Annotated in this window: 8 protein-coding genes, 1 pseudogene and 1 riboswitch; of the genes and pseudogenes, 5 read left to right on the forward strand and 4 right to left on the reverse strand. The window is 65.4% G+C overall.

From position 1 onward, the window contains the following. Window positions 1-41 precede the first annotated feature (41 nt). The gene (locus M5I08_RS23895) at window positions 42-1,301 is read left to right on the forward strand and encodes a YeeE/YedE thiosulfate transporter family protein (RefSeq protein WP_219068307.1); all 1,260 of its coding nucleotides are present in this window, start codon (window positions 42-44) and stop codon (window positions 1,299-1,301) included. Window positions 1,302-1,341: 40 nt separating this feature from the next. After that, on the forward strand, window positions 1,342-2,241 hold the full coding sequence (locus M5I08_RS23900) for a sulfite exporter TauE/SafE family protein (RefSeq protein WP_219068308.1): 900 nt from the start codon (window positions 1,342-1,344) through the stop codon (window positions 2,239-2,241). Window positions 2,242-2,312: 71 nt separating this feature from the next. Here M5I08_RS23900 and M5I08_RS23905 read toward each other — a convergent pair whose 3' ends face one another. Next, entirely contained in the window at window positions 2,313-2,624 is a 312-nt protein-coding gene (locus tag M5I08_RS23905) for a hypothetical protein (RefSeq protein ID WP_249762993.1), read from the reverse strand. 227 nt (window positions 2,625-2,851) lie between these two features. On the opposite strand from M5I08_RS23905, the gene M5I08_RS23910 reads away from it, so the two are divergent. Further along, a complete protein-coding gene (locus M5I08_RS23910; RefSeq protein WP_219068309.1) occupies window positions 2,852-3,793 on the forward strand; it encodes an NADP-dependent oxidoreductase in 942 nt (313 codons plus the stop codon). A gap of 8 nt (window positions 3,794-3,801) precedes the next feature. On the opposite strand, the gene M5I08_RS23915 is transcribed toward M5I08_RS23910, so the two are convergent. From M5I08_RS23915 to M5I08_RS23925, 3 genes are all read right to left on the reverse strand, one after another. Then, the gene (locus tag M5I08_RS23915) at window positions 3,802-5,562 is read right to left on the reverse strand and encodes an NRAMP family divalent metal transporter (protein ID WP_219068310.1); all 1,761 of its coding nucleotides are present in this window, start codon (window positions 5,560-5,562) and stop codon (window positions 3,802-3,804) included. 102 nt (window positions 5,563-5,664) lie between these two features. Next, a complete protein-coding gene (locus tag M5I08_RS23920; RefSeq protein WP_219068311.1) occupies window positions 5,665-5,997 on the reverse strand; it encodes a hypothetical protein in 333 nt (110 codons plus the stop codon). 343 nt (window positions 5,998-6,340) lie between these two features. After that, window positions 6,341-6,514, reverse strand: a riboswitch (M-box (ykoK) riboswitch). A 394-nt stretch (window positions 6,515-6,908) separates the two neighbouring features. Continuing rightward, on the reverse strand, window positions 6,909-9,008 hold the full coding sequence (locus M5I08_RS23925) for an acyltransferase family protein (RefSeq protein WP_219068312.1): 2,100 nt from the start codon (window positions 9,006-9,008) through the stop codon (window positions 6,909-6,911). Between the two features lie 298 nt (window positions 9,009-9,306). Here M5I08_RS23925 and M5I08_RS23930 point away from each other — a divergent pair. Together M5I08_RS23930 and M5I08_RS23940 are read left to right on the forward strand one after the other, a co-directional pair. Further along, window positions 9,307-9,980 (forward strand): annotated as a pseudogene (locus M5I08_RS23930) (SDR family NAD(P)-dependent oxidoreductase). Between the two features lie 567 nt (window positions 9,981-10,547). Then, on the forward strand, window positions 10,548-11,927 hold the full coding sequence (locus tag M5I08_RS23940; RefSeq protein WP_249762994.1) for a 13E12 repeat family protein: 1,380 nt from the start codon (window positions 10,548-10,550) through the stop codon (window positions 11,925-11,927). Window positions 11,928-11,933: the final 6 nt, after the last annotated feature.

Below are 11,933 nucleotides of genomic sequence, written 5' to 3' on the forward strand. Positions count from 1 at the left end.
ACTGGATTCCTCGACGTAGCGGCATCGCGGCAATGCTGACGGTGACCGCGCCCCTGTGGGTCGGCCTCTTTTTCGGAGTGCTGTTCGGGGGCGTCGGCGAAATTTGGGGACTCGGCAATCCAGAGACCCTGATCAGGCTGGCCCGGTGGAAGGACAGATTATTGGTGGGCTGCCTGGCGGTGGCCTCTGCCGTCGGCGCTGTCATCTTGTACGGCCTGTACGCCCTCGGGGTCTCGATGCATTTCTCCCCGAAACCCGTCTATGTCGTCGGCGTGACGCTGGGCGGGGTTCTTTTCGGGGCCGGCATGGCCGTATCGGGCTATGTTCCCGGTTCTGAATTGATGGCGCTGGGTGAGGGCCGCCGAGATGCGTTGTATGCGTTGCCCGGCGGTCTCCTGGGCGCGGCGGCATGGACGGTGCTCTACCAGAGCGCGCCGGGCCACTGGCTTGTGCACACCGCGAACTACGGCGATCTCGTTGCTTCGGGCTCGATTCAGCATATTCGCCCGATGTTCACCGTCCTCATCGCAGTCATCTACGCGATCGCATTACTTCTGGCCACGGCCGTTCTTCCCCGCTATCAGGGCGGTAAAAGTTCTTTGGCGCAAGCTGTTTCAGGGCTAGTCGATGCACGGGATCGCGAAGCGACGTCGGACACTGCGGCTTACCTGGCAGAGGGCGCATTACCCCCGTGCCGACCAAGCCGGCTGCGCCGCAGCATCATCGGCGACATCCCGAACAGCAACTTCTACTCCCCGGCCAAGCTGATAACCAGTGCCGTTATCGGTGCCGCGGTGGCGCTCGCGATTCTGTTGCACCAGATTTTCGGCGAATCGACAACGTACTCCTGGCTTGTCGGCCGCCTGTTCCTGCCACACTTCGACGACACCCAGAAAGTGATGCGCAGCATCGGCTGGGAACCGCTGTCCGATCTCGGCACATTCCTCGGCGCCCTGCTCGCCGCAGTCGTCGTCAGCCGGCACTATCAGGGCCTGCAACCGGTGATTCCACCGTCCTGGCGTAACAGATTCGGCGACGGTGCAACCAAGCGCGCAGTTGGCAGCTTCGGGGGCTTTTTCACCATGATGTTCGGTGCGCGGATGGCCGACGGCTGTACCAGCGGGCACCTGCTCAGCGGCGGAGTACAGATGGCGGCCAGCGCCTGGCTATTCGCCGTCGCAGTCTTTGCCGGCATGGTCACGACATCGCGGGTCTTCTACGGCAATTGCCCGCCCACAGCCTCGCGAGTCAACAGAGGACGCCCATCGAGGCATTCGCGAGCACAGGACAACGGCGGGTGAGCATCGGCGGCGATCGCTGGGCCGACGAAGGCGACAGCCGGTGAGTACCGCACGTCTGGCTGCCCTGGGCACGACCGGCGTTGTCAGCGTGTCGGCGCCGTTGGGGCTGCTGATCGGGCTTTCCCTCGGCGCCCTGGGCGGCGGTGGATCGGTTCTCGCGGTGCCGGCACTTGTCTACGGGGTCGGCCAGTCTGCGCACGCGGCGACGACGACCTCGCTCCTGGCGGTGGGCGCCACAGCGCTGGTCGGGATGCTGGGCCACCTGCATGCCGGCCGCGTGCGACTGGCCTCGGGGCTCATCTTCGGTCTGGTCGGAGCAGGCGGATCACTGCTGGGCTCCCTGCTCAGCAAAGCGATACCGAACAATGTTCTGCTTGTCGCCTTTTCGGCGTTGATCCTGGTAGCCGCATGGCGCATGCATGGCCGACACACCGAGACACCTTGTCACACCAGCCAGTTGGCGAAAGCCAACGCCGCACACAAGCACGGTCAACCGGCGACCGTTTCTTCGCGCGGCGAATCGACGTCGGCGCCGACGAGGCAAGCGGGTGGCCGAAAACGCGTCACGGTGGCCACCGTCACCCGGGTGGCGATCGCCGGCAGCATCGTCGGTTTCCTTACCGGATTCTTCGGCGTGGGTGGCGGATTCGTGATCGTGCCGGGATTGGTTCTGGCCCTCGGCTTTGACATGCCGGTCGCGGTGGGCACGTCGCTCTTGGTCATCGCAATCAGTTCCGCCGAGAGCCTGGCGTTTCGCTTGCCCCGCGAACAGATCGACTGGCTGGTGGCCGCACCACTCACCGCTGCAGGGATAGTCGGGGTGCTTTTCGGAGACGTCGTTGCTGCCCGCGTGCCCGCAGAGCGTCTCACTCGATGGTTCGTCTGGCTGCTCGTCGTCGTGGCCTGCGGCACCGCCGTTCAAGCGGCGTTGAGCAGGTGACGCGATGCGGCGCCCGAGCAGAAGAGCCCCGACGCGGTCAAGCCCGCGTCCGGACTTGCCGCGCCGCAAATTCAACTTGCCGGCGGTTGTACGTCTGCTTCGGGGTGCTCCCGCAGGTATCGGGCCTCAATCCGTCGAATACGACGGCTTTCGCGGCCAAGCCGACCCACTCCGCCGCCGAACAGCAGAACGGTGACTGCGCCGGCGCCCACACTGGCGACGGCGTGACCAGTCGCAAAGGCAAACAGCGCGATGCAGGTGGCGGCTGTCCCCAGCCCGACCGCGATCAGCCCGGGCATCGCGGCGGTGTTCTTCCAGTTTTGGCCGGCATGTTTGCGCGTGGTCCGGACATGGTCCACCGGGTCGTCAGCTCTATCTCCCATGGTGTTGCCGTACCCGGCCCCGTCGCCGGGAAACTCCTCGGCAGCAGGCCACGCCGCGCATCGACCACTTTCGCATCCTGCGACATCGTTATCGGCCGGGCCTGGCCGGCCATTTGCGCGGATCGCCCTGCGCATGAGTTCCTGGAGTTATCCATGACTGGGTCGCGGCCACAGCAGCGGTCGAGGCTGGCGGGACGCATCGGAGTCCGGCGAGAAGAAAGGTCAGCATGACAGCTAGCAAAGCGCGCGCGGTCCGGTTCGATCGATACGGGGGGCGCGAGGTCTTGTACGTCGCCGACATCGATGTACCGTCCCCCGGCGCAGGCGAGGTGCTTGTCGAAGTTCGCGCCGCCGGCATCAATCCGGGTGAGGCCGCGATTCGCAGCGGCGCGCTGCATGAGCAGTTCCCCGCCACCTTTCCCGCCGGCCAGGGCAGCGACCTGGCCGGCGTTGTCGTCGGAATCGGCAGTGAAGTCAGCGGGGTGGGCGATTTCTCCATCGGAGACGAAGTGCTCGGGTTCAGCTTTGCGCGGTCCAGCCACGCCACTCACACCGTCGTCCCGGCCGATCAACTGATCCACAAGCCTGCCCGGCTGAGCTGGGAGGCCGCCGGCTCTCTCTACGTTGTCGGCGTTACCGCCTACGCCGCCGTTCGCGCCGTGGCGCCGCAGCCGGGCGAGACGGTCGCGGTCTCTGCCGCCGCCGGCGGAGTCGGCAGCCTGGTCGTGCAGTTGTTGGCGCTCCGCAAGGTGCGCGTGCTCGGCATCGCGTCGGCAAGCAACGCCGCGTGGCTGCGGGCTCACGGCGTCATCCCGGTCGAATACGGCGACGGGTTGGCGCAGCGGCTGCGGGAGGCAGCACCGGACGGTATCGACGCCTTCATCGACTTGTTCGGGCCCGACTATGTTGGGCTCGCCGTCGATCTCGGTGTGACACCCGAGCGCATCAACACGATCATCTCCTTCCAGAAGGCCGCCGAGGTCGGCGCCAAGACCGAGGGCAGCGCCGAGGCATCAACGCCGGCGGTGCTCAAAGAGGTCGCCGACCTGGTTGCCTCCGGCGAGGTCGACTTCGACGTCGCGGCAACCTACCCGCTGGATCGGGTCACCGACGCGTTCGCAGAGCTCGAACAACGGCACACCCACGGCAAGATCGTTCTGCTGCCCTGAAATTCGCCTCAGCCGACACCGGCCTGGACCATCTTGACCACCACCATCACGCCCGCAATAACCAGGTAGCTGCGCAGCGTCAACAGGCCGGCCCTACGCAGCGGCGATATGACTGGCCGCTCCAGGGTCGCAAGTGCCGGAGTGTTCCACCGTGCGCGGACCTCTTTGTGGAAGGCTTTGAGTTCGGCACGTGTCAGCTTCGGGAGCTGCTCGAGTTCCTCGACCTGGTCGAAGTCCAGCGCACCGAACGGCACGGTGTCTTCGGCCTTGCGCCGCTCCGTGCGCCAACCGACGGCGAAAATGATGGCGGCGCCCAGCAGGCCAAGCGTAATCCCGATGCCGATGCCGGTCGCCAGAGTTGCGGTGGACAGGTTGGGGAAGAATGTCACCGCCGTCAACATCAGCGACAGCACCACCAGCGACCAGACGATCATCCACGCGATGGCGTTCTGCCGGAAGGTGTTCGCCCACGGGCCCATTACCGGACGGTCATTGCACAGCAGCACCAAAAACACTGTCGCTGAGGGTAGTAGCACGCCGGCGAGCGCCTGCACACCCTGAGTGATCACACCCAGGACGTCATCGGGACTGAACGCGACCGCAGCCGACACTCCAAGCAGCACGGCGTAGCTACCGTAGAACAGTGGCGCCTCGGTGATCTTCCAATGCAGCGAATGCGGTTTGCCCATTGAGTCACCGAGGGCGTAGGTGGTGGCCAGCCCGACGCAGTTCGCGCCGATCAATGATGCGTCCAGCAAAACGATCGCGAACAGCACGCCGATGGTGTGCCCGACGTGAGCCGACAGGTGGCCTGCGACCTCTCCGGCGTTGGTGAATTTACCGGCGGCCGCCGTCCCGCCGAGTCCGAACGCGGTGACCGCCATCAGCGCGATTGCCCCGCCCATCACCCCGACGATGCCGATGACCAAATCGGCTCGCCCGTACGGAATCCAGCGTGGCGTGATGCGCTTGTCGACGACGTTGGACTGCTGGAAGAACAACTGCCAGGGCGCCACCGTGGTGCCCACAATCGCCATGATGACCATCAACACGACGGAGTCGGGTTGGCCGGGCAACGAGGGAATCAGCCCATGCACGCTTGCGCTGATGGTTGGGTGCACCGACAATGCGACCGGGACGATCGCGATGTTTACCGCGATCAACACGAACATCAGCTGCTCCCAACGCCGGAACGAGCCACCGGCTACCACCGCGAACAGCAGCACGGCGGCGACCGGTATCGCGATCACCTTCGGGCAGCCCAAAAATCCGAGCGCCAACGACACCCCGATGAATTCGGTGACGATCGTCAAGGCGTTGAGGATCAAAAGATCGCCGACGCTGAAAGCGCCCCAGAACTTGCCGAACCGCTCGAAGATCAGCCGCGCATGGCCGACTCGCGTGACCGCGCCCAATCGGAGCACCATCTCCTGGTTTACGTAGAGCACCGGGATCAGCAGCGCCAGGGTCCATAGCAGTTTCATGCCGTAGTTCTGCCCGGCCTGCGTGTAGGTTGCGACACCACCAGCGTCGTTGTCGCCAACCATCACGATCAGGCCGGGTCCACTGATGACCATCAGCATCCGAAGCCGTTGCCACCAGCTACGGCCCGGAATGGCCGCGTTTAGCGGGATACGGCCGAATGCGCCGACGATATCGCCGACGTGCGCTGAATCCAGCACCGTCGACCCGGACGGTGTGTCCCGCGGCGCCGCGCTCTCGGTGGTCGTCGGAATACCGACGGTTGTCTGAGAAGGTATCGAAGTCATCGGCTTCTCGCTATCTGGAATGGGATGCGGTGGGTCTGGGCACGCGGATCGACGCACGACGCGGTGCGCCCGCGTCGAACGTGTCAGCAGCGGCAGGTGTCGCTAGGAGGCGGATGCCCGCCTAGTGATGCCGTGATTACCGTCGGCGGAATTCAGGACATATAACGGCTTCTTGCGAATCCGGCTGCGGTAATACGACCAAGGCGGACGCTGCTCTTCTGGGAGGCCTATCATCTGGTCGAGCAAGTTGGTGGCCTGCAACGCAACGGCGACCTGACGCTGGACATGCCCTAAGTCGCTGAAGGCCCTGAACATGTCATCGCAGCCGGCGCTGGGTACTGTGCTTTCCGTCAGCAACTCCAGCGCCTCGAGAAGAGCAGCACGCAGGTCCCCGCACGCGCGGTGGATCTGGCGTTCCGGGTTAGGCCGAGCCATCAGTGCCTCCTCGATTTGCCGGTGCAACAAGAAATTTCATGATCATCTCCCGTCGAAGTCTGACCGATTACTGCAGTCACGTCGACCGCTGAGCAAGTTTCGGGTGCAGCTCATCGCCCGGCGTACCAAACACGCGCAGGCACAACCGAAATAGCGAACGAGAAAGGTTCAGGCGGCAGAAGGAATGCCGCGTCCGGATCGGGACGAAATGAAATTCGAATACGGATGCGGACTGTCGCTCGGACTCATCTCGCCCATCACCTCCTCACGGCCAGGACACACGGGGGTGTCAACCGGGCGCACGCACATGGGGGGGATTGGGATCCGACGGCAAGCCGACGAACCTGCACCCCTCTCGTCGGAGCTTCGGCACTGCACGGCGTATCCGGAGCTTCTTCCGGAAGCCACTTGGGCTCAACCCTTAAGCCGGGAAGAGCTGTCCTGACCCGGGGCGTCTCTCGACGTTCGGGGTCAGTGGCCTGTATCCGCGCAGACGCCTCACCTACCGAGGTGCTTGCTCGTCCATCCTGGCATCGAAGGCGATACAGGTCAAACGATATTGGAAAAAAGTTTACGGTCAGCGCCGCGCCGGTGCACCTCAGGCTGCACAGTCAAGGAGTCCGCGGACTGCGGCCACTACCGGGGAGCGCACACCTTCCCGCTGGGGGCGCCTGGGCTCGACGCTAGGGCCACCACCACCTTGCACGATCAGTGAGTTGCAGCAGCTCTTGACCGGATGCGCGCCGAGGCGCATGACCAAACACCCCGGTTGCACCCGGATGCCGGCCGACTGCTGTACTTGTTGGTCAGGGCCACTCGTCCCGCAACTATTGTGAAATTCGGTATGTCGTTTGGGATTTCAGCGCTTCATCTGGCATCAGTCAGCAGCGCGGGACAACGGCAGCGGCCGACTATCTCAGCGATTCCTCGAGCCACGGCGCTAGCCACTTCACGCCTTCGGGAGTCAGGTGTACACCGTCGCTACGCACCTGAATGCCGTCGACTTTCGCGGTGTACACACCGTCCGGGCACAGCTTTTTGTTCAGATCCAATATCCCCACGCCTGCGCGTTGGCCGATCGTTGCGCTCAACAACGTGTTCCAGTGTTTCACCCGCTCGGATTGATCCTCTGGCCACAAGCTGCCATCCGGCCGTTCACCCCGCCGGCTGTAGGGCAGGTTGGCCACGGTCAGTGGTGCGCCACTGGAGCTGAGAATGTCGACTGCGCGCCCCAGTTCACCGGTCAAGTAGGCGTCGAAAGTGCGGTCACCGATGTGGGTCCACCTTCCCTCGTTGACCCGATCCACTGTTTCCCAGCGACCGACGATCAGCAGTATGGCGTCGGGCCGGTCGGCAGCGATTTGCGATCTCCATCGGCTCGGCCACGACTCACATTCGCTCTTCTGATCCAACGTCTGGCCGAGATAACGGTACGGGCCGCCACGCACCAGGCTGCAACCGATCACGGTGTGGTCGACGAAATGGAACCCCGGGCTCGGCGGTAGGTAATGCATCAACGTCCAACCGATCGAGTCGCCGAAGACCGACACGGTGAACGGCCGCCGAGGGTCTCGCTGCGCGATGGCGCGCGCGGGTCTTGGACCCTCCGGCGGGGAAGGCGAAACGACCGCGACCGGTGACACGCCAGGGGGCAAACTGCCGTCAAGTGGCCCGCCGCCGGGTCGGGCAGAGACGGGAACAACCAGCATGGTCACCGCGGCGGCAGTCGCGGCGGTCGCGCCGGCCAACGGCAGCAGCGGCACCCGCGCCGGTCGCCACCTCCGGATAGGCCGCTCGATCGCCCACCACGACACGGTGGACACCCCCAGCGTGGCAACGCACCGGACACCGAACAACGAGAGCCCTGACCAGCCGGTCCGTTCACCGTTGAGCACCAAAAAGATCGGCCAGTGCCACAGGTAGACGCCGTAGGAAATGGTGCCCAGCCACGCCACCGGACTCCACGCCAGCACAACGGCCACAGGTCCGCGCTGGTCGAGCGCCACTGGGGCGATCACCAGCGCCGCGGCGATGGCCACCGCAATCAGCAGACCTTCGCGGAAGTCCCGGGCGCTGCCAGTAGCGTAGTGAGTGCCAATCCCCAACATCACGACGCCGATTACCGGCAGCAGCCGAGCCAGCCATTTTCCCCACCGGGACCGGATTAGTGACCAGCCGCGGTTCAGCGACGACCAGTCGCTCACCAGTAACGCCGATGCCGCGGCGCCCACCAACAGCGCCTGCGCCCGGGTATCGGTGCCGAAGTAGACCCGATCACGGGTGGCGTCGGATGCGAGCAGGATGGCGGCCGTAGCCGACGCCAGTACGCCCAGCGTGGCCAGTAACAACACCACCAAGCGGACTCCGCTCAGCGTTGCCCACCCCTTTCGGCGACGAGCCCGGGCGGCCAGCACCACCGCCGCTGCCGCCAGCAACAGCGGCCAGACGATGTAGTATTGCTCTTCAACACCGAGTGACCAGGCGTGCTGCAACGGCGACGGCGGAGCGCCCTGGGTGAAGTAGTCGGTCTTATCTGCGACAAACCTCCAGTTGGCGACCCAGAAGAACGCGGCGACGGCGTCCTCGCGCAAGCCGGCAACCGCCTCGGGTGAAAAGAATCGACGCCCGAGGGCCACGGTCAGCACCATCAGCACCAGTGCCGGGAGGAGCCTGCGCGCACGCCGAATCCAGAAGTCGCCCAGGCCGATACGGCCACTTCGGCCGAGTTCGTCGAGCAGTAGCGAAGTGATCAGGAAACCGCTGAGCACGAAAAATACGTCGACACCGAGGAATCCGCCCGCCATGCCGGGAATCCCGCCGTGGTCTGCGAGCACCAGCGCGACTGCCGCTGCACGCACGCCATCCAGCGCGGGAATACCGGGACGGCGCGATGACCGTCCGCCACCCTCGCTACTCCTGGTGGTGGCCAGCCGGCCGACATGCGGCGGAGCAACCCATCGGGGACGCCGAGCACAGCGAACCGGCGCGGGGTAAACCCCGGCCGGTCCCATGCTCACCTCTCCAGTGCTCCGCCCGTTGACCTGGCCGGTGCTGTCGTGGCCGCCGATACGTCGATGCCTCCCTGCAGATTCCGGAGTCAGTTTAGGTGCGACCAGACCGCATCAGCGGGAAGACACGCCCAACGCCCACCAGACGTAAAAGCACCCAAATATGCCCTGGTTAAGCGGATTTTTGCGTCTTGCTCGGTGTTGAGGGTCCCGAACAAGCCGACAGCGCCCAGATGCGGATCGGCCAACCGCGCGCCGGGTGTCCGCAGTGGCGCGGCCTTGACGAAGGCGGACGGATGACATGCAGGTAGCGATCGTAACCGGCGCAACGGGCGGTATCGGCTTCGGCTGCGCGACCGAGCTTTCCGAAATGGGATTGGCGGTGCTGGGCACCGGCCGCAACGAACAGCGGCTAGCCGAGTTAACCGAGGCAGTCGGCGCTTCCGACCGTATCGCAACCGTTGCGGTCGATTTGACCGAGGACGACGCGCCTAGCCGCATCATCGGAACAGCGGTCGAGCGTTGGGGCCGTGTCGATTTCCTGGTCAGCAACGCCGGGGTGGGAAATCCCGCACCACTACACGCAACTGACGACGAGACGCTGGATTACTTCCTTAACGTGATGTTGCGCGCGCCGTTCCGGTTGGCGCGTGACGTGTTGGTGGTCTTCGCGGCGGTCCGTACTCCGCGGCTAAGGGCGGTCTGGCCGCACCGGCCACCCATATCGCCCGCCAGTACGGGTCGCACGGAATACGCTGCAACGCCGTGGCTCCCGGGGTTATCCAGAAGGCAATGACCGAAGAACGGTTGCAGGACTTGCGATTTCGTTGGGTCAATACCGACATGACACCCCACCAGCGGCCGGGCACGGTCGAGGACGTGGCGAGCACGGTCGCGTTCTTGTGCCCGCCGGGCGGCAGTTTCATCAACGGCCAAACGATCGTCGTCGACGGCGGATGGAGCTCAACCAAATAGTTGTCGAAGTTTGCGTTGACATCGAAGTGGACGGCCCGGTGAACCTGTTCGCGCTGCTCGAGCAGGCCGCGCAGCGCTTTCCTGAGCGCGGGGCGCTAGCAGCAGACTCCGCCGGGGGCGCGGCTCGCGATCATCAGTGAAAATCGTCCGGAGATCGTGGAACTGCTGTTCGGGATTTGGACGGCCGAGCGTGTCGCGGTGCCGATCGACTACAAGCTTGCGTCCCCGCGAAATCCCGCAAATCGTGGAAGATGCCGGCGTTTCGCAGGTCTTCGGCACGGCAACGATCGGTGTCGAACCGGTGACGGACTGCGACCTTGCGGTGGAGCATATTGCGGCAGAGGCTAAGCGCCCGAAGCGCTATCCCACCGTCGCCCGGCTGCCGAAGAACAGCTACGGCAAGCTGGTCAAGGGCGAACTACGCCAACCAACTGATCTGATGGCGACTAGTAGCGGCCTGGCGAGCTGGCGGATGCCGAGTTGTCCACAGTTGCGGGTTTATCCACAGATTGGGGTGTGCGGCGTTGGTTGGGGTGGATGTGTCGGGCTGGTCCGTAGCGTCGGGGTATGGCCCCAGCGATCGGCGTCGAGCAGGCGCGGGAGCGGATCAACACCGCTCTGGATGCGATCGACGCTGCCCATGACGTGTTGCGGGAGACGTCGTCGGATCTGCTGGGCAATGGCTTTCGCGTCGACGTCGCTGAGCGGTTGGAAACCCAGGAGCGCGCCAACCGCGGGCTGATGTATCGATTTTTCGGCGAGATCGCCGACCCGCCCGACGAGTCCGGGACGATCGCAGCGATGCGATCCGCATTGTGGGCGCGGCTGCGCATCACTCCCAACGAGATCACCCGCCGGGTCACACTCGCCGCCCGGATTCGGCCGCGCCGGTCGCTGACCGGCCCGCCGGTGGCACCGGAGTTGCCGGCGTTGGCGGCCGCGGTCGAGGCCGGCGCCATCGGCGACGAGCACATCCGCGCGGTATGCCGAGCAGTCGACGTGCTCCCGGCCAGCGTCTCGCCCACCGACGTGAGCGCCGCCGAGCGCACCCTCGTCGACCACGCAACCAAAGTCGATGCCGGCGTCGTCGTCAAACTTGGCCAGCGCATCGCCGACTACCTCAATCCCGACGGCTTGTTCAGCGACGAGGACCGGGCACGGCGCCGCGGCCTGTACCTCGGCCCACAGGGTCCTGACGATATGTCCCGGCTCTCCGGCTGGCTCGACCCCGAGGCCCGTGCCTACTTCGAGGCCATCGAAGCCGCGGTGCGGCCCGGCCGCCATCGTCTCGACGGACAACCAGAGGCGCGCGATGATCGCACGCCCGCTCAACGCCGCCACGACGCGCTCAAACTCGGCCTGCAAACCGCGATCGCCTCCGGCGGGCTCGGTGTGCACCGCGGGCACCCGGTCACCGTGGTCGCCACCACCACCTTGGCCGAACTAGAGCGGGCCGCCCACGCCGCCGTCGATTCGTCGGTCCCGATGCCCGCCCCCGCGCTCACCGGCGGCGGCTCGCGGCTGCCGATGCGCGATCTCATCGCCATGGCCGCCACCGGCATCCACTATCTGGCGGTGTTCGACGACCACACCAAACGCCCCCTATATTTGGGCCGCCAGAAACGCGTGGCCACCGCCGACCAACGGCTGATCTGCTACGCCCGCGACCGCGGCTGCACCCGCCCCCACTGCCTGGTACCCGGCTACTACTGCGAGGTGCACCACTCACCGGACTTCGCCCGCGGCGGCCGCACCGACGCCGACAAACTGTTCTTCGGGTGCGGCGGCGACCACGGCATGGCAACCCGCGGCGAACTGCGCACCCAGACCACCGCCAGCGGCCGCCTCGGATGGACCGACGGCGCCGGCCCGCCCCAAATCAACCACGCCCACCACCCCGAAGAACTCCTTCGCGGCGACCCCGACCCACCCGAAAACGAGAAGTGAGCACGT

Source organism: Candidatus Mycobacterium methanotrophicum (genome assembly GCF_023515995.1).
GTDB classification, from domain to species: Bacteria; Actinomycetota; Actinomycetes; order Mycobacteriales; family Mycobacteriaceae; genus Mycobacterium; species Mycobacterium methanotrophicum.

Coding starts and splice junctions, on each gene's coding strand:
- M5I08_RS23905 (WP_249762993.1), bottom strand. CDS start 2,624: ATGGGAGATAGAGCTGACGACCCGGTGGACCATGTCCGGACCACGCGC.
- M5I08_RS23910 (WP_219068309.1), top strand. CDS start 2,852: ATGACAGCTAGCAAAGCGCGCGCGGTCCGGTTCGATCGATACGGGGGG.
- M5I08_RS23915 (WP_219068310.1), bottom strand. CDS start 5,562: ATGACTTCGATACCTTCTCAGACAACCGTCGGTATTCCGACGACCACC.
- M5I08_RS23920 (WP_219068311.1), bottom strand. CDS start 5,997: ATGGCTCGGCCTAACCCGGAACGCCAGATCCACCGCGCGTGCGGGGAC.
- M5I08_RS23925 (WP_219068312.1), bottom strand. CDS start 9,008: ATGGGACCGGCCGGGGTTTACCCCGCGCCGGTTCGCTGTGCTCGGCGT.
- M5I08_RS23940 (WP_249762994.1), top strand. CDS start 10,548: ATGGCCCCAGCGATCGGCGTCGAGCAGGCGCGGGAGCGGATCAACACC.